14 protein-coding genes are annotated in these 18,182 nt (G+C 64.3%); 5 read left to right on the top strand and 9 right to left on the bottom strand.

The window, feature by feature from the left end:
- Positions 1 to 231 precede the first annotated feature (231 nt).
- Positions 232 to 894, top strand: a complete 663-nt coding sequence (locus QX073_RS06375; RefSeq protein WP_315751597.1) for a response regulator transcription factor — start codon at positions 232 to 234, stop codon at positions 892 to 894.
- Here QX073_RS06375 and QX073_RS06370 read toward each other — a convergent pair.
- Complete coding sequence (locus tag QX073_RS06370) at positions 889 to 3,003, bottom strand: MASE1 domain-containing protein (RefSeq protein ID WP_316170512.1); 2,115 nt, start codon at positions 3,001 to 3,003, stop codon at positions 889 to 891. The two genes, QX073_RS06375 and QX073_RS06370, sit on opposite strands and share 6 nt — an antisense overlap.
- 346 nt (positions 3,004 to 3,349) lie before the next feature.
- Between QX073_RS06370 and QX073_RS06360 the strand changes: the two genes are divergently transcribed.
- Positions 3,350 to 3,643 carry a hypothetical protein gene (locus tag QX073_RS06360; RefSeq protein ID WP_315712009.1) on the top strand — a complete coding sequence of 98 codons (294 nt, stop codon included), beginning with the start codon at positions 3,350 to 3,352 and terminating at the stop codon, positions 3,641 to 3,643.
- 86 nt (positions 3,644 to 3,729) lie between these two features.
- Here QX073_RS06360 and QX073_RS06355 read toward each other — a convergent pair whose 3' ends face one another.
- Positions 3,730 to 3,936, bottom strand: a complete 207-nt coding sequence (locus QX073_RS06355) for a DUF2283 domain-containing protein (RefSeq protein ID WP_315712010.1) — start codon at positions 3,934 to 3,936, stop codon at positions 3,730 to 3,732.
- A 215-nt stretch (positions 3,937 to 4,151) separates the two neighbouring features.
- Between QX073_RS06355 and QX073_RS06350 the strand changes: the two genes are divergently transcribed.
- Positions 4,152 to 4,373, top strand: a complete 222-nt coding sequence (locus QX073_RS06350; protein WP_315712011.1) for a hypothetical protein — start codon at positions 4,152 to 4,154, stop codon at positions 4,371 to 4,373.
- 12 nt (positions 4,374 to 4,385) lie between these two features.
- Here QX073_RS06350 and mfd read toward each other — a convergent pair whose 3' ends face one another.
- Both mfd and QX073_RS06340 read right to left on the bottom strand, forming a co-directional pair.
- Complete coding sequence (gene mfd / locus QX073_RS06345) at positions 4,386 to 7,901, bottom strand: transcription-repair coupling factor (protein WP_316170511.1); 3,516 nt, start codon at positions 7,899 to 7,901, stop codon at positions 4,386 to 4,388.
- Positions 7,901 to 8,188 carry a succinate dehydrogenase assembly factor 2 gene (locus QX073_RS06340; RefSeq protein WP_315751602.1) on the bottom strand — a complete coding sequence of 96 codons (288 nt, stop codon included), beginning with the start codon at positions 8,186 to 8,188 and terminating at the stop codon, positions 7,901 to 7,903. Before QX073_RS06340 ends, mfd begins: the two co-directional genes overlap by 1 nt.
- Positions 8,189 to 8,383: 195 nt before the next feature.
- Here QX073_RS06340 and recG point away from each other — a divergent pair, with 195 nt between their 5' ends.
- Positions 8,384 to 10,486 carry an ATP-dependent DNA helicase RecG gene (recG, locus tag QX073_RS06335; protein WP_316225469.1) on the top strand — a complete coding sequence of 701 codons (2,103 nt, stop codon included), beginning with the start codon at positions 8,384 to 8,386 and terminating at the stop codon, positions 10,484 to 10,486.
- A 196-nt stretch (positions 10,487 to 10,682) separates the two neighbouring features.
- Here recG and QX073_RS06330 read toward each other — a convergent pair whose 3' ends face one another.
- Together QX073_RS06330 and QX073_RS06325 are read right to left on the bottom strand one after the other, a co-directional pair.
- Positions 10,683 to 11,534, bottom strand: a complete 852-nt coding sequence (locus QX073_RS06330; protein ID WP_316225468.1) for an NAD(P)-dependent oxidoreductase — start codon at positions 11,532 to 11,534, stop codon at positions 10,683 to 10,685.
- A gap of 163 nt (positions 11,535 to 11,697) precedes the next feature.
- Positions 11,698 to 13,575 (bottom strand): autotransporter domain-containing protein, encoded by a 1,878-nt coding sequence (locus tag QX073_RS06325; protein ID WP_316225467.1) that lies wholly within the window; start codon positions 13,573 to 13,575, stop codon positions 11,698 to 11,700.
- Positions 13,576 to 13,856: 281 nt separating this feature from the next.
- On the opposite strand from QX073_RS06325, the gene QX073_RS06320 reads away from it, so the two are divergent.
- The gene (locus QX073_RS06320; protein ID WP_316170507.1) at positions 13,857 to 14,231 is read left to right on the top strand and encodes a VOC family protein; all 375 of its coding nucleotides are present in this window, start codon (positions 13,857 to 13,859) and stop codon (positions 14,229 to 14,231) included.
- A 44-nt stretch (positions 14,232 to 14,275) separates the two neighbouring features.
- On the opposite strand, the gene QX073_RS06315 is transcribed toward QX073_RS06320, so the two are convergent.
- The 3 genes from QX073_RS06315 to glmS all read right to left on the bottom strand — a co-directional run bounded on the left by QX073_RS06315 (position 14,276) and on the right by glmS (position 18,090).
- On the bottom strand, positions 14,276 to 15,073 hold the full coding sequence (locus tag QX073_RS06315; protein WP_316170506.1) for a DUF502 domain-containing protein: 798 nt from the start codon (positions 15,071 to 15,073) through the stop codon (positions 14,276 to 14,278).
- A 196-nt stretch (positions 15,074 to 15,269) separates the two neighbouring features.
- The gene (locus QX073_RS06310) at positions 15,270 to 15,884 is read right to left on the bottom strand and encodes a LysE family translocator (RefSeq protein WP_316225466.1); all 615 of its coding nucleotides are present in this window, start codon (positions 15,882 to 15,884) and stop codon (positions 15,270 to 15,272) included.
- Positions 15,885 to 16,263: 379 nt separating this feature from the next.
- On the bottom strand, positions 16,264 to 18,090 hold the full coding sequence (glmS, locus tag QX073_RS06305) for a glutamine--fructose-6-phosphate transaminase (isomerizing) (protein WP_316170505.1): 1,827 nt from the start codon (positions 18,088 to 18,090) through the stop codon (positions 16,264 to 16,266).
- Positions 18,091 to 18,182 lie beyond the last annotated feature (92 nt).

Genomic DNA, 18,182 nt, shown 5'->3' with positions numbered 1-18,182 from the left:
CGTGGTCCGTACTCGCGCTCCTACCGTGCGGTGACTACAATTACACCACACAACGGCATTCGGCTCCTACCTTGAGTGCCCGGCGGCGCACCGCTGGTTGGGCCAAGGATGATGGTGGATAGACGGTATCGAGAGCCAGTCTTCCGCCAGCTTCTTCCTCGCCAAAGACCCGAAGGTGGGTGTATGTTTTTTGAGTTGGATCTCCGTGCAATGGGATGACGGAGAGCTTTTATGAAAGTTCTTATTGTCGACGACCATGCATTAATCCGCGAGGCGTTGCACGCTGTCGTGAAACAACTGAAGCGAGACTCCGTCATTTTTGAAGCTTCGAACGGCCGTGAGGCAGTGCACATAGTCGAGGAACATCCTGACATCAGCCTCATTTTGCTTGATATCAATTTGCCTGATCGAGATGGCTTCTCTGTCCTCCGCGAACTGCGTGACCGCTATGCGACCATTGCTATCGTCATTCTCTCGTCCTCGGATGATCAAGATACAGTCAAGCGTGCCTTCAAACTTGGCGCTCTGGGTTTCATCCCGAAAACTACCGAACGTGAGGTCATGCTCAACGCCATCAAGTTAGTGTTCTCTGGCGGCATTTACATTCCCTCGGAGATACTTGAGGAACCAACGTCTCCGCGGCCTGCAAATAAGCTAGCGACGCGGGACTCTCCCAAGGGTCTCGGGTTGACCGATCGGCAGATTGAAGTGCTTGCGCTCCTGATGAAGGGAAAAAGCAACAAGATCATTGCCAAGACCCTCGATATGGCCGTGCCGACCGTGAAGAACCACATCACGGTCGTTCTCAAGGCACTCAATGTAACGAGTCGCACCGAGGCAGTAATAGAAGTAGGAAAAATGGGCTGGGACTTGTCGCCGAAATCTGATTCATAACGCCGCCCCGGTGTCTCTCCGATCGCCTTGATCCCTCAAGAACTCGTGCATGACAGCGCGGAGCCGCATTGGGTCGACAGGTTTGTGCAGCAAAATGTACCCTCTGTCCTTAGCGTCACGTAATGGTTCGGGTGCCGTATCGCCGCTGGTGAGGATAGCTGGAATTGACGAGCCAAACGCCGCACTAATTTGTTCAATTGCTCGGATACCGGTCTTTCCGCTGGCAAGATGATAGTCCGAGATTATAAGATCGAGGCGTTGTTGGCGCTCAGCCAGTCGGATGAGCGCAGCTTCGTCGGATCCGGCGGTAAGGACGGAGTATCCCCATTTGCCAAGCAATCCGCCCGTCTCCTCTCGCACAATTGGAGCATCGGCAATAACAAGAATTACCTTACCTTCGACCGCTGCGGGGCGAGGTGAGTCGACGGGCTCAGTGGACCTGACGCATTTATCGGCCATCGGAATCAGGATTGAGAATCGCGAACCTCGGCCCACAGTCGAAGCTAAGTCGACTTGATGGTTGAGAAGTACGCGAAGCCTGTCGACAATAGCCAGGCCGAGCCCCAGGCCGCCGTACCGGTTCCGTTCTGGGCCGGGTAGTTGAAAAAACTCGCCAAAGATATTCTGCTTCTGATCCTCAGGAATGCCGGGACCGCTATCCCATACTTCGATACGCAACATTTCACCGCGCCGACGACATCCGACGATGATCCCGCCCCGTGACGTATAGCGCACAGCATTGGATACCAGATTGAGCAGTATGCGTTCGAGCAGCATGGCGTCGCTCCGCACCCAGGCGTCACTTCGCCGAACGCGTAGACGCAAGCCTTTTTCTCGCGTTGCCTGATCAAACGTAGTCTCAATTGTTTGCAACAGGCGCGCGATCGGGAATTCGGTAATTTTGGGTGTAAGGATTCCAGCATCGAGCCTGGAAATATCCAGGAGCGAGTTGAACATTTCATCCATTTCTTTGCGCGTTGCATCGATCCGCTCGATCGTCTTTGTCCTTTCCCCCGATTTGAGCGGCGTGCGCAGCTGTGCAACGAACAGGCCTAGTGCATGTAATGGCTGCCGCAAATCATGGCTTGCCATGGCAAGAAAGCGCGATTTTGCTGCATTGGCGAGCTCCAGCTCTTGCGTACGCTCAGCGACCTTCCGTTCGAGTTCCATCTGCGCGTGGCGCAGACTTTCCTCCGCTTTCTTGCGCACCTCGACGTCGGCGCTCAGTAGCAAGCTTGGAACGGCAATACTGATCAAAAACATCAATACTAGCAGGAATGAAACGTTGAGATCCACGGTCGTGAAGGGGCCGCCGCCCGTGAGCGTCCCCCAAATCGTGATCCCCGCAAGCACCAGCGCAACCGTTGCGGTGTCACGTGGACCGCGGCGCAGCGCCGCCCACAACATTGGCAGGATCGCGAGAAAACCCAATGGATTTCGGCTCGGCGTTTGCTCGATCAGGGGGCTGAAAGCAATGAGTCCAACAGCCGCCGCTGTTGCGAGGACGCCGACCGTCTCCAAAAATTCCTTGCGGTTGAAAGCATGGTAGGGGCTTGATGCCCAAAGCACGATAACGGGGGCAATGACCAGCGCGCCGGTCACATCTCCCAGCCACCATGTGACCCAGGCGTTTGCGAAATTCGTCCGTTCGATGTACCCGGCGGTTGCCAGGCTGGACAGTCCAATGCTGGCGCTGATCGGTGTCGCGATCACGAGGCAAATCAAGGTAAACTTCGCGACAGAATATGGCGTCGAAAACGTATTACATCCGCTCGACCATCGATTGATTAGGTAAGCGCCAACAACCGCTTCAAGAGAGTTACCGGTCGCAATCGCAATCGCGGTGGCAACCGAGCCGGCGGTCGTCGCATTGGCGATCACCGCCGCCGTGAAAATTGCGGGCCAAGTCCGATATCCCCACAACAGCACCGCCGCCAGCGCGACACCTGTCGGTGGCCAAATTGGCGTTGCACTGGGATGAATAGAGGCGAGAGCAAGGCCACCTTTTGCCAGGGCGAAATAGATCAGTCCAATTGCGACCAGACCGCCGGCATAGCTAATGCCTCGGCGGAAATTTATCTCCGGCGATAGTGATCGTGGATCGGACATCGTCGATGCCTGAACTAGGCAGTTGGATCGCCCCCCACAACTGACCTTTGATCTTCTTGAAGATCTGCGAAACTGATCTCGTTGATAAAAATCTGTGAAACATTAATCCTCTTTAGGGACTCGTGCGACCATCTCAAGGTTGCACACGCGTTCGAGCCGGACTTAGCTAGCGCTCGCATGATGCCGATACCGGCGAGCATCGCAGGCCCGCCCTGTTCTGCAACTGACCTGCCACCGAAGTTTCATCCGGTAGGATTTAGAGTCCTGTTGGGTTTGACGCCGAGTGGCGCGGGTGCAGCAACGGGCGATTGGCGGAGCTGGTCGGGGTTGCGCAGCCGTTCGCCCGTTGCGGGGAGGTTGGCGGCTGAAGAATGGCGGCGGCCTTGCCGTCGCGCGCTTCGCCTTCGATCACGTCAACCCCCGCGCCCAATATGACGGCGCGCGCATCATCAGCCGGCTGATGCGCCGGATGGATTTCGGGACCCACGAGGACAACGGCTCGGTCGTGGTCGTGTTCGCCGAGACCGATCTGCGTTCGGCCATGCGATCGTGCGGCGGCTGTCGAGCCGTGATGCGCCATACCTCGCATGGCAAGCGCAACGCGCGCATGGAGACGGCGGTGACCGTCGCCGCGCTGTAGCAGGGCGACACCGCACGCACGCTGCTGGCCCGGGTCTATGGCGAGCCGCAGCGCGCGGCGTCGTGAAGCCCACTAGTAAGCCTGCCTCAGGCAAGCACTTCAATTCCGATGAGCCGCCCATCCGCATCGAGATCCAGGATTATGTCGGCGCCAACGTATGAAAGAAGGTCAGACAATGGTACTTGCCTGGCAGAGCACCCCTTTGTTCCTGACCCGGGATGCTCAGGCAACATCAGATACGCCACGTTCGGATCGTCTGCACTGATGCGAAGTGCGATGTTACGTTGCGTCATCGACATCTCCCAAGCAGGCGCATCAACGTCCGTAAGGTGGGTACACGCGCATGCACGATCTCGCCATATGTGAGCGCAAGACGGCGCCGTGCCCGCCATCGCAAGAAATTAGCCGAGCGTACCATAAATTGTAAGGGATCGCTTCCAGCAAGTCCAAGACACGGCGTGTGCGCGTGGCTCGCATATCCTGACTTCGGTCGTCAGATCTCATCGGCTTGGCCACGATCTCAACCGAACACTGGCATCTTCAGATCGCGCATTTGCCCCACTCGTCTGATGCTATCACCCTTAGTTCGGGGGCGTCTGACGAAGCGAAGGATGGCGCGATGCAAAACCGACAATCTCGCGATGAGACCGACTGGATCAGCGTGATCGCGATCGTCTCAGTCTTCACGATCGCCAGCCTTGCGTTGCATTTCGGCTGGATGCTTCGCTAACGCTCCATTGCGCTACGCCGCCTTCTTCTTCTCCGCGAGCTCCGCCAGGTCCTTCAGAATATCCGTGGTCCCGGCCAGCCGCTCTTCCAGCGTCTCCCAGACCTGCAGGAACACGACCTTCATGTCCGGGCGGACCTTGGCGGCCTGGCCGTGACGCTTGATGAAGGCGACGAGGCGGTCCGGATAGGCAAAACTGTTGTCGCGGAAGGCGATGACGGCGCCCTTCGGGCCGGCATCGACCTTCTCGACATTGGCGCGGCGGCAGTAGTTCTTGATCGCGGCGACCTTGAACAGATAGCGCGTCTCGTCCGGCAGCTTGCCGAAGCGATCGCGCAATTCGGCGGCGAAGTTCTCGATCTCGTCGTCGGTCTCGAGATCGGCGAGCCGGCGGTACAGCGACAGCCGCACGGAGAGGTCGGAGACGTAGTCCTCGGGGATCAGCACGGGCATGCCGATCGTGATCTGCGGCGACCAGCGGTCGACCGTCGGCTCGGTGATGCCGGCCTTGAGGTTCTCGATCGCCTCCTCCAGCATCGACTGATAGAGCTCGAAGCCGACCTCCCTGATGTGGCCGGACTGTTCGTCGCCCAGCAGATTGCCGGCGCCGCGGATGTCGAGGTCGTGGCTGGCGAGCTGGAAGCCGGCCCCCAGCGTCTCCAGCGACTGCAGCACGCCCAGGCGCTTTTCGGCCAGTGGGCTGATCTTGTGCGTCGACGGCAGGGTGAACAGCGCATAAGCGCGCAGCTTGGAGCGGCCGACGCGGCCGCGCAGCTGATAGAGCTGGGCAAGGCCGAACATGTCGGCACGGTGCACGATCAGCGTGTTGGCGCGGGGAATGTCGAGGCCGGATTCGACGATCGTGGTCGACAGCAGGATGTCGAACTTGCCGTCGTAGAATGCGCCGATGATGTCCTCGATCACGGTCGGCGCCATCTGGCCGTGCGCGACCGCGACCTTCATCTCCGGCACGGTCTTGTCGAGGAACTCCTTGACCTCGGCGAGATCGTCGATGCGCGGCACCACGTAGAACGCCTGGCCACCGCGATAGCGCTCGCGTAAGAGCGCCTCGCGGATCATCACGGGATCATGCGGCGCGACGAAGGTGCGAACGGCGAGACGATCGACTGGCGGCGAGGCGATGATCGACAACTCGCGCACACCGGTGAGAGCGAGCTGCAAGGTGCGCGGGATCGGCGTTGCCGACAGGGTCAGCACATGCACCTCGGCGCGCAGCTGCTTGAGCCGCTCCTTGTGGCTGACGCCGAAATGCTGCTCCTCGTCGACGATGACGAGGCCGAGATCGCGGAACTTGATCGCCTTGCCGAGCAGCGCGTGGGTGCCGACGACGATGTCGACCGAGCCGTCGGCGAGGCCCTTCTTGACCTGATTGAGCTCCTTGGTGCTGACCAGCCGCGACGCCTGTGCGACGTTGACCGGAAAGCCCTTGAAGCGCTCAGCGAAAGTCTTTGCATGCTGGCGCGCGAGCAGCGTGGTCGGCACGACGACTGCGACCTGCTTGCCGTCGAGCGCGACCGCGAACGCGGCCCGCAACGCCACCTCGGTCTTGCCGAAACCGACGTCGCCGCAGACCAGCCGGTCCATCGGCCGTCCCGCTTCGAGATCGGCGAGCGTCGCCTGGATCGCGGCGAGCTGGTCCTCGGTCTCGTCATAGGGGAAGCGCGCGCAGAACTCGTCATAGAGGCCGGCCTGCACCGGCAGCTTCGGCGCCTCGTGCAGCATGCGTTCGGCGGCGATCTTGATCAGCTCGCCGGCCATCTCGCGGATTCGGTTCTTGAGCTTGGCCTTGCGTGTTTGCCAGCCGGAGCCGCCGAGCTTGTCGAGCTCGACATTGGTCTGGTCGGAACCGTAGCGCGACAACAGCTCGATGTTCTCGACCGGCAGATACAGCTTCGTTTCGCCGGCGTAGCGCAGCTCGAGACAGTCATGCGGCGCGCCGGCGACCTCGAGCGTCTGCAGCCCGACGAAGCGGCCGATGCCGTGATCGACATGAACGACGATGTCGCCGATCGCGAGGCTCGTCACCTCCGAGATGAAATTGTCGAGCTTGCGGCTCGCCCGGCGCGGCCGCACCAGGCGGTCGCCGAGAATGTCCTGCTCGGAGATGACCGCGATCTGATCGGTCTCGAAGCCGGTCTCGAGACCGAGCACCGCGAGCATGGTCTCGTTGCGCGGCGTCGCCTGCACCACGCGCCAGGTGTTGACGCTGGTGACATGGATCAGCTTGTGATCCTTCAGCATGCTCGCCATGCGGTCGCGCGAGCCTTCGCTCCACAGCGCGATCACGACCTTCTTGCGCACCGATTGCAGCGCTTGCACGTGCGCCACCACGGCCTCGAATACGTTGACGGCGGAATCGTTGCGCTCGGGCGCGAAGTTGCGGCCCTGTCGCGCGCCGATGTCGACGACGTTGGCGCTCTCCGGCACCGCGAACGGAGTGACACGCGCCAGCGGGACGGCGGCGAGCCGCTCGGCCCATTCGGAGGACGTCAGATAGAGGCGGTCGACCGTCAGCGGCTTGTAGATCGCCCCGCCGCCGGGATGCTCCATCGCCTCGCGGCGCGCGTCGTAATAATCGATGATCTGCTTGAAGCGCTCGCGCGCGGCATCCTCGCCCTGCGGCTCGATCACGATGGGTGTGTTCGGCAGATAGTCGAACAAGGTCTCCATCTTGTCGTGGAACAGCGGCAGCCAGTGCTCCATGCCCGGATAGCGGCGGCCTTCGCTGACGGCCTCGTACAGCGCATCGTCGCGCTCCGGCGCGCCGAACTCGGCGACATAGCCCATGCGGAAGCGGCGGATGGTGTCGGTGACGAGCTGGAATTCGGAAACGGGCACGAGGTCGAGCGAGCGCATGTCGAGCAGGGTGCGCTGGGTCTCGGCGTCGAAGGTGCGGATCGATTCCAGGCTATCGCCGAAAAAGTCGAAGCGCACGGGCTGGTCGAGGCCGGCCGGGAACAGGTCGAGGATGCCGCCACGCACGGCATATTCGCCGCTTTCGCGGACGGTCGACGAGCGGTGGTAGCCATTGTGCTCGAGCCAGGCGATCACCGAATCCATCGGCACGACATGGCCCGGAGCGACCGACAGCGCCTGCCCCGCCATGGTGTCGCGCGAGGGGACGCGCTGCACGATGGCGTTGACGGTGGTCAGCACGATCAGCGGCTTGTCGCTGCCGGCGAGGCGCGACAGCCGTGCCAGCGTGGTCACGCGCTGGGCGAGGATGCCGCCATGTGGCGAGACGCGGTCATAGGGCTGGCAGTCCCAGGCCGGGAACTGCATCACCGGCAGATCCGGCGCGAAGAAGTCGAGCGCTCGCGCCAGCTGCTGCATCCGGTTGCCGTCGCGGCAGACCACGGCGAGGCTCACCGCCGGCGGCTTCGGCTTGGCCGCGGTGGCGCGCGCGAGGTCGGAGACGACGAGGCCTTCGGCGCCCTCCGCGACGTTGGCGAGCGTGAGCGCGCGCCCCGGCGCGAGGTGCTCGGCGGGCGACTTGACCGGGCTCTTCATCAATCGGCGCCCACCGCGCGGAACGCCTTGATGCGCTCGAACAGCGCCGGAGTCTGCTCCGGCGGCAGCGGCCGGGCGCCGGTGACCGCGGCATAGAAGTCCGGGTCGGGGACTTCGAGCAGTTGCTCGAGCTCGGCCAGCTCGCCTTCGCTGAGGGCGCCGATCTCGGCGTCGGCAAAGCGGCCGAGGATCAGATCCATCTCGCGGGTGCCGCGATGCCAGCAGCGGAACAGGAGCCGCTTGCGGCGGTCGTCAAGGCCTTGGCTCGATCGGGTCGTTCCGGTCATCGCGACATCCTGCTGTTCAACGCCAAAAGCCCGGACGGTGCCGGGCGCGGTTGATATAGCGGTGCACAGCGCCCCTGTCAGCCCCTCCCGGGCTGCAGAACCGGCATGCCCGGCACCTCGAACCTGAGAAAAAGACGTGGATGTCTCGGCATTCGCGGCTATTCCGGCTCCCAAACCGCTTTAAGTGTTCGCTCCATGCGCCCCAGCATCCTCAATCCTCTGTTTGCGCCGGTCACGACCCTGTCGGGGGTCGGACCGAAGCAGGACAAGCTGCTGCGCTACCTGCTCGGCTGCACCGAGACGCCGCGGCTGGTCGACCTGCTGCTGCATCTGCCGGCCAGCGTGATCGACCGCCGCAACCGGCCGAAGGTCCGCGACGTCGAGGTCGGAACCGTGGTGACGCTCGAAGTCACGGTCGACCGCCACCGTCCCTCGCGCAACGCGCGCGCGCCATACCTCGTTTACGCCAGCGACGAGACCGGTGACGTCGTGCTGACGTTCTTCCGGCCCAAGGGCGACTACATCGAGAAGATGCTTCCGGTCGGCGCCAAGCGCTACGTCTCCGGCACCGTGCAGATGTATGACGGCGTGCCGCAGATCGTGCATCCCGACCGCATCCTGGACGAGGCCGGCTTCGCCAAGCTCTCGGGCATCGATCCGGTCTATCCGCTGACCGAAGGCTTGGCGCTCGGCTCGCTGCGGCGGGCGATCGCTGTGGCGCTGACCAAGCTGCCTGAGCTGCCGGAATGGATCAGTCCGGAGGTGCTCCGACGCTGCAACTTCCCCTCGCTGAAGGAGGCGCTGACGCGGGTGCACGTCCCGCAGGAGCTGACCGACATCCTGCCTGAGAACCCGTTCTGGTCCCGCCTGGCCTTCGACGAGCTGCTCGCCGGCCAATTGGCACTGGCCCTGGTGCGGGCGCAGCTGCGCCGGCCCGCGGGCAACCGCCATGCCGGCGACGGCCGGCTGCGCCGCAAGATCATCGACGCCCTGCCCTATGCGCTGACGAACTCGCAAGCCGAGGCGATGGCCGCGATTGCCGCCGATCTCGAAAAGCCGGTGCGGATGCTGCGGCTGCTGCAGGGCGACGTCGGCTCCGGCAAGACGGTGGTAGCGCTGCTGGCGGCGGCCGCCGTCGCCGAGGCCGGCAAGCAGGCGGCCCTGATGGCGCCGACCGAGATTCTGGCGCGCCAGCATGCCAAGACCATCGCGCCGCTCGCCGTTCGCGCCGGCATGAACGTGGTCATCCTGACCGGACGCGAGAAGGGCAAGGAACGCCGCGACATCCTCGCCCGGCTCGAAGCCGGTGAGATCGACATCCTTATCGGCACGCACGCGCTGATCCAGGACGACGTGGTCTTCAAGTCGCTGGCGCTCGCCATCGTCGACGAGCAGCATCGCTTCGGTGTGCGCGAGCGGCTGGCGCTGACCTCGAAGGGCGAGGCCGTCGACGTGCTGGTTCTGTCGGCGACGCCGATCCCGCGCACCCTCGTGCTGACCTATTTCGGCGACATGGACATTTCCGAGCTGCGCGAGAAGCCGGCCGGTCGGCAGCCGATCGACACCCGCGCGGTGGCCGACACCAGGCTCGGCGAGGTCGTCGACGCCGTCGGCCGCGCGCTCGATGCCGGCAAGCTGGTGTACTGGATCTGCCCGCTGGTCGAGGAATCCGAGGCCGAGGGCATCGATCATCTCACCAACGCGACGGATCGCTTCGAGAGCCTGCGCGAGCGCTTCGGCGACAAGGTCGGCCTCGTCCACGGCAAAGTGAAGGGCAGCGAGAAGGACGAGGTCATGGGGCGGTTCGCGGCCCATGAGCTGCGCCTGCTGGTTGCGACCACCGTGGTCGAGGTCGGCGTCGACGTGCCGGCGGCCAGCATCATGGTGATCGAGAACGCCGAGCGCTTCGGCCTGGCGCAGTTGCACCAGCTGCGCGGCAGGATCGGCCGCGGCTCGGAAGCCTCGACCTGCATCCTGCTCTATCACGAACCGCTCGGGCCGATGTCGAAGGCCCGCCTCGCCGTGATCCGAGAGACCACAGACGGGTTCCGCATCGCCGAGGAGGATCTCAAGCTGCGTGGCGAAGGCGACGTGCTCGGCATCCGCCAGAGCGGCCTGCCCGGCTACCGCATCGCGCGGCCCGAGGTGCATGCCCAACTGATCACCCAGGCCCGCGACGAGGCGCTGCGGATACTCAAGGAAGACCCGAAGCTGAAGGGCCCGCGCAGCGATGCGCTGCGCTGCCTGCTGTATCTCTACGAACGCGACGAGGCGATCCCGCTGCTGACGGCGGGTTGATCAGCAGAAGGTGCATCAACAAACTCCCCTGTCGTCCCGGCCCTGAGCCGGGACCCTTAACCCCAGGGATCAGTTTGAGGCAGGATGGCGATGGGCTTTTTCGTACCTCACAACCGCCGCGGAGTATGGGTCCGGGTCTGCACCACGATGCGCTATCGCGCGTCGTGGCTTGCACGGGACGACGAGCTGAAATCGTCTACTTCGTTCTGCAACTCTCGGCGAACGCCACCAGCTGCGCCGCGTCGGTGCCCTCGCCCTGCACGTCCGCCGCAATGTGCTCGAACAACCGCGCAAAGCCCTCGTAGATCAGAGCAGCCGGATGATCCTCGCCGAGGAACCCCGCGATCTCGCGCATTTCGGCGACCCAGCGATAGGCCTTCGGCAGCATGTCCGGCAGTGCGTTGGCGAGACGGGCCTGGACGTGCGGCAGGCTCAGCGCCAGCTCGTCGCGCAGCGCGTCGGCTGCGCCGGCGCGGGTGGCGGCCAGCACCATCGCGGCGCCGAGCCCCGTCAGTCCCTTGTTGATGCCGGCATAGGACATCTTCAGCGCCGAAGCCGCGCCGATCGGCCCTTCGATCCGGCGCAGATCGAGCCCGAGTTCGCCCAACACGGCGACATCGGCCGCCGCCTCGCCGCTCACATAGAAGGCCGGTCCCTTCGTGCCGGGCTTCGGCGGCAGACCGATGATGGCGGCGTCGACCAGGCGCGCGCCCGACGACAGCACGATGTCCTCGATGGTCCGGATGGTCTCGACGTTGACGGCGTTGCAGTCGACGATGATGGGCTTCTTCGAATTCCGGTTGATGACCGTCGCGAGCTGCTCCGCCAGCGCCACAGCCTCGCCCGGCGGCACGATCGACAGGATGATGTCGGCATTGGCGATCTCGGCGTCGCTGGCGCCGACCATGCCGGATGCGGCCGCCCTCGCCCGCGTCGCCGCGCTGCGTTCCTCGAGCGACGTCAGAACCTTGCAGCCGTGCTCCACGAGACGGGCGGCGATGGCGCTGCCCATGGCGCCGGGCGCGATGACGGCAATGCTGGGAGGCATGATGACGCTCCGATTCCAACGATGGTCTCGAAGACTATGCGCACCCCATGACAAAATTGAAGGCACGAAAACGAAGGGCAGCCCTTCCGGGCTGCCCTCGCCTTGGCCGCAGCGTCAACGCTCCCCTCAGAGCCCCCGAGAACGCTGACCGCCGCGGCAGACCTCAGAACGCGATCTTCAATCCCCCGCTGCCGAAGAAATCGTCGCCACCCGTGCGTCCGATGGTGCGCGACACGTTCACCGTCAGCGCCACATTGCTCCAGAACGGCGCCACGACGCCGGCGCTCACCCGGCCGTAGACGTTGTGCGAGGTGCCGTTCGGAACCGTCCAGTTGTTGACGATGACGGGCGCCGAGGTCGCGCTGTACTGAATCAGGCGGCCGTTGCCGATGATGTCGTCATCGAGCGTCAGGTTCAGGTACGGATTGATGACGTTGCCCTGCACCTGGAACGGGGTGCGCAGCTGCACGCCGACGCTGCCGATCAGGGTCTCGGCGGTCTGCGAGCCGACCGCGAGCGTGAGCGCAGGATCGCCGGTCTCAGTGAAGCCGTCGACACGGGCGCGGGCATAGGTCAGCCCGCCGATCGGGCCGAGCTTCGCCGTGCCTGCATCGAACAGGTAACCGGCTTTGCCGGCCGCGACGAAGGTGGTGCCGCCGGGATTGGAGGTGATGGTGTCGACCACGCCCGGCCGCGTGTTGCGATAGTCCTGATGGCCGATCGTCGCCAGGCCCTCGGCAAACAGGCTGCTGCTGGCCCAGGCCCCGTAGAGGCCGAACTGATAGGAGTTGGCATCCGTGGTGCCGGCGCTGTTGAACAGCCTCGCCTTTGGATTGGAATAGTCGAAGGCGGTACCGATCATGGTGTTCGCCGACAGCCGGTACTCGACGCCAATGGTGCCGCCGATGCTGTCGAGATTGAAGCCGTTCGAGGCGGCGCTGCCCTGGCGGTCGCTGACGCCACCATTGCCCTGCATGTAGAACGACCATGGACCGACCGGCGCGAGCGGCGGCGCCTTGGTGTAGGGCGGGCGGCCCATTGCCCCATAGGCGTTCATCGTCGACGGAGCAAAGCCCGCGGCCTCGCGGAACATGTCGAGCTTGCCGAACAGGGTCGAGGCGAAGCCCATCGCGGTGATCGACCCCACCTCGCCTTGCGGCGCGAAGGTCAGCGGCGCGTTGAGGCGGTTGACGATGTACTGCCCCAGCACCTCGAAGCCGTGTGACGTCAGGTGCACGCCATCGACGTAGAACAGATACTGGTTCTGCAGCGCAGGATTGCCGATGCAGGCGATCGGACAGGCGCCGACATTGGTGAAGCCATAGCGCGACGGATTGGCCTGGATCAGCGTGCCGATCAGTCCGGTGTCGACGTACTCGACACGCACGCCCGAACGCGCGACGCCAGCGAGCGACTGCTGCATCAGGCTGTTATAGGTCGTGCTGTAGGCCTTGCCGGCCGGAGCATTGGCGTTGCCAACGGCCTCAGGCAAGGTGCTGACATCGCCGGCCGTGAACACGATACTGCGCGCGCCGTCCCCGACCAGCGCGTTGATGCCGGCCATGGCCTGCTGGGCCGTGACGGCCGCGGCCGTCGGCGCGCCAGCGAGCGAGCCGCCGGCGCGGTAATAGGCCCGCGCATCGTTGCCGCCGACCGAGATCTCGACCAGGTCGGTCGACGAGATCGTGCCGGAGAAGCCCGTCAGTCCGCTCCATTCCTGGAAGAAGCCGGGAATGCCGGGCGCCACCACGTTGGTATTGCCCGCCATGGCGCCGCCGATCGCGTAGTTGAGCTGGGGAATGCCGAGCAGCGCCGAGGTCGTGTCGACGAAATTCGTACCGCCGCTGAAGCGACCGGTGGGATAGAGCGGCAGCTTGCCGGCGCCGCCGGTGAAGGTCCAGAGATTGCCCGTGTCGGCGTAGCTGTCGCCAAAAGCCTGAATGCGCGCATAGGTGGTCTGGGCTGCTGCCGGCGCGGTCAGTTGCAGGGACGCCGCAGACAGCGCGACCGCGCACAACAATGTCGTCCTACTCACAGGCATCCTACGCGCCTCCCCAACGCCCTACTTTTGTTTGCCCGATGTTTCCATGGTGACCATTCGAAACACCACCGCCCATTGGTTGTAGGAACGATGACATCCGTGGCTGTGCTTTCCCCGCATCATCATGCAGTGCAAAGCGCCGCGATGCGCACGTTCGCCCGCTGGGCGGACCGGACCGCCACCGACCATGCTCACGAAGGCTGCTGACAGAATCTGGCAGAGGGCTCGGCTAGTCGTGTGGCTGAAGCGCCGCAGCCGGCGCCGCCACCGGAGAGATGACGATGCCCGACTTCAATTTCCTGATCCTCTATGTCGACAATCCGCCGAGGAGCGCGGCCTTCTATGCGGATCTGCTCGGCCGGCCCGCGATCGAACAATCGCCGACGTTTGCCATGCTGCCGCTGCGCGAGGGCGTCATGCTGGGCTTGTGGTCGCGGCACACGGTCGAGCCGCCAGCGACGGGCGCCGCAGGCTTCGGCGAGGTCGCGTTCGCGGTCGGCGATGCCGGCGAGGTCCAGCGGCTGCACGACGACTGGAAGGCGCGCGGACTTTCGATCGCGCAGGCGCCGACACGGATGGATTTCGGAACCACGTTCGTCGCGCTCGATCCGGACGGGCATCGCCTGCGCGTGTTCGTTCCGCAGGATGCGGCCTAGCTCTTCCGCAGTGGCTGGCCTTTCGCGCCAGTCGGCCTTTCAGCCTAGTCCGCCTTGGCCGGCTCGGGCTCGCGGTGCGGCGCTGGCTGCGCGGGTGCGTTGGCGAGGCGCGCGGCGTTGGCCATGTTGGCCAGCGCCGCGACTTTTTTCTGCTGGTCCGATCCCGGCTGCACCACGCCGCAGGACATGATCAGCGTCGCCGCGTCCTCGGCGCTCATGTCGACCTCGATGATCTTGCTCCGCGGCAGATAGAAGAAGAAGCCGGTGGTGGGGTTCGGTGCGCACGGCAAGAACACCGAGATCTGCTCGTCGTCACCGGGCAGCCGGCTCGAAATCTCCGCGCTCGGCGGCTGCGAGATCAGGACGATCGACCACATGCCGGGCGAGGGAAACTCGACCAGGCCGACACGGCGCAGGCTCGAGCCCTTGCCCGAGAACAGCGTCTCGAACACCTGCTTGAGGCCGCGATAGATCGCCCGCACCGCCGGGATGCGGCCGAGCAGCCGCTCGCCGAGGTCGACCAGGGTGCGGCCGATCAGGTTGGCCGTCAGGAAGCCGAGCAGCGTCAGCCCGATCACGGCTACGATCAGGCCGGAGCCGGGCACGCCGAACGGCAGATAGGTCTCCGGACGATAGACCAGCGGCACGAACGGCCGGACCAGCCCGTCCACCCAGGTCACGAACCACCAGGTGATGTAGAGCGTGATGGCAACGGGACCGGCGACGACGAGGCCGGTCAGGAAATAGTTGCGAAACCGGAACATCAGCCCATGGTGGGGCGTCTCGGCCGGAGCATCGGCCAAGGGATCGGTCTCAGGCGGCAGGTCGTCGCGGGAACTCATGCGAACTTCCGGGTCGGATCAAATCTCACCTAGGGGTCTTAGCAGATTTTTGAAGGGCGAAGGCCCTCTTTCCGACACATGCGCGCTTTGCCGCTGACCTGTGGCCCGGCAGCCGGGCACCAAGTCAACGCGCAAGGCGTCGATTTTTCAATCCCTGCTGCGGCGAGGAGCCACTCAAAAGGGCAAACGCGCTGCCCTAGGCGCTACGCAGCGGCAGGGCCAGGCCGACCGCCACGAAGATGCCGCCGCAGACCTGGTTGAAGCGCCGCCCGATCCGGGCGAGCCATGGACGAACCTGGGCCGCCGCGCTGGCAATGGCGACCTCGGTCAGGAACTCGGTCACCGTATAGGTGACGGCCACGATGCCGAACTGTACCGCAAGGCTGCGCTCGGGGTCGATGAACTGCGGCAACAGGGCGCTGAAGAACAGCAGGCATTTGGGATTGGTGGCCGCGGTCAGGAAACCCTGGCGAAACAGCACCTGCCCGCTCGCAACGGCGGGCTCACTGCCGGCATCGACCGCCACCGGCGGCGATCGCCACAGCTTGATGCCGAGCCAGGCGAGATACAGCCCGCCCACCCACTTCAGGACGACCAGCCAGGTGATGGAGGATTGCACCAGCGCGCCGATGCCGAACATGCAGAGCGCGATGATGAGGACGAAGCCGATCAGGCCGCCGGCGATCGTGAACAGCGTCCTGCGCCCGCCATGCAGCGCCCCATGGGTGAGAGCCAGCAGGCCGCTCGGGCCGGGCGTGAGCGAGATACCGATGCTCATGAGCAGGAACAGCAGCCAAGTGTCGAAAGCCATCGTGATCCCCGTGATGGAGCGGACCGCCGAACTCCGTCGGGGACATCGCCTGAAACTGATGTCGGATTGCGGATCAGACGGCAAGCACGGCCGAGTTTGCACGCTCGTGCCCCCCGTGAGGTGTGGGCGCGAAAAAAACGGTGTCGTCCCGGACAAGCCCGGCAACGCGATAGCGTTGGCGGGCGCAGATCCGGGACCCATAATCCCGAGAGGTCGTTTGAGACAGGCTGGAGCCGCCGGCGCTGCGAACCATTAAGCACTGTGGCTATGGATCCCGGCGTTCGCCGGGATGACAGCGAATGTGAAGATGCCGCGTCGCAACTTACGCCGAACTGGTTCTCAAGGCGATGCGAGAGCATCAGCCAAGAGAAACCCGCTGCTACTCCACCGTGACCGACTTGGCGAGATTGCGCGGCTGGTCGACGTCCGTCCCCATCACCACGGCGGTGTGATAGGCCAGGAGCTGGACCGGGATGGCGTAGACGATCGGCGTGAACGTCGCGGCCATGTCCGGCATGATGATCGTGACCAGCGAGTCCACGGTCGCCTCCTCGGCGCCCTTGGCATCGGTCATCAGGATGATCTTGCCGCCGCGCGCGGCGACCTCCTGCATGTTCGACACCGTCTTCTCGAACACGCGATCATAGGGCGCGATGACGACGACCGGCATGGTCTCGTCGATCAGCGCGATCGGGCCATGCTTGAGCTCACCGGCGGCATAGCCCTCGGCATGGATGTAGGAGATCTCCTTCAGCTTCAGCGCGCCTTCCAGCGCCAGCGGATAGGAGGTGCCGCGGCCGAGATAGAGCACGTCCTTCGACTTGGCGATCTCGCGCGCGAGCTTCTCGATCTGCGGCTCGACCGTCAGCGCCGCCGCAATCAGCCGCGGCACCTCGACGAGGCCGTGCACCAGCTTGGCCTCGTCGGCTTCCGAGAGCTCGCCGCGGCCGCGGCCGGCGGCGATCGCGAGCGCCGCCAGCACCATCAACTGGCAGGTGAAGGCCTTGGTCGAGGCGACGCCGATCTCGGGGCCGGCAAGCGTCGGCATCACGATCTCGCTCTCGCGCGCGATCGTCGAGGTCGGGACGTTGACGACGGAGAGCGTATGGACGCCCTGCGACTTGGCGTAGCGCAGCGCCGCCAGGGTGTCGGCGGTCTCGCCGGATTGCGAGATGAAGATGGCGAGATCGCCCTGGCGCAGCGGCGCCTCGCGGTAGCGGAACTCCGAGGCGACGTCGAGCTCGACCGGCACCCGCGCGAAGCGCTCGAACCAGTATTTGGCGACGAAGCCGGCGTAGCTCGCGGTGCCGCAGGCGGTGATCGAGATGCGCTGGATATCTTTGAAGTCGAACGGCAGCCGCGCCGGCAGCATCACGCGCTCGGTGCCCATGTCGACGTAGCGTGCCAAGGTGTGGCCGACGACCTCCGGCTGCTCGTGGATTTCCTTGGCCATGAAATGGCGATAGTTGGCCTTGTCGACCAGGAACGACGACGCGCCGGATTTCAGCACCTCGCGCTTCACCACCGCGCCCGTTGCATCGTGGATGATGCCGGCGTCGCGGGTGATCTCGACCCAGTCGCCGTCATCGAGATAGCTGATCGTATCGGTGAACGGCGCCAGCGCGATCGCGTCCGAGCCCAGGAACATCTCGCCGTCGCCATAGCCCATCGCCAGCGGCGAGCCCTTGCGGGCGCCGATCAGGAGATTGCCGTGGCCCTTGAACAGGAACGCCAGCGCGAACGCGCCCTTCAACTGCGGCAGCGACGCAGCCACGGCCTGTTGCGGGGTGTGGCCCTTCAGCAGATAGGAATTGACCAGATGGACGACGGTCTCGGTGTCGGTCTCGGATGCGAATTTGGCGCCCTGCTTTTCGAGCTCGGCCCGTAGTTCGCGAAAATTCTCGATGATGCCGTTGTGCACCACGGCAACGTTGTCAGTCGCATGCGGATGCGCGTTGCTCTCGGTCGGTTTGCCGTGGGTGGCCCAGCGGGTGTGACCGATGCCGGCGTGTCCCTTCAGCGGCTGCTGCCCGAGCCGCTTCTCGAGGTTCTTCAGCTTGCCCTCGGCGCGCCGCCGGTCCAGATGATCGCCCTCGAGCGTGGCGACGCCCGCGGAATCGTAGCCGCGATATTCGAGACGTTTCAGGGAATCGACGAGATGCTCGGCAACCGGCCCGCGTCCCAGGATCCCGATGATTCCGCACATCAGCGCCAGTCCCCAAATCGTCGAGAGAGATTCAAAAGCGTGGCATTGTCTTAACGAAAACGGCGCGCTTTCAGGTTCAATAATTATTGCGG

The sequence above is a fragment of the Bradyrhizobium sp. SZCCHNS3052 genome (genome assembly GCF_032484495.1).
Classification (GTDB): Bacteria; Pseudomonadota; Alphaproteobacteria; order Rhizobiales; family Xanthobacteraceae; genus Bradyrhizobium.
The sequence above is the reverse complement of the archived record's forward strand: the minus strand, read 5'-3'. Positions and strand labels throughout refer to the sequence as shown.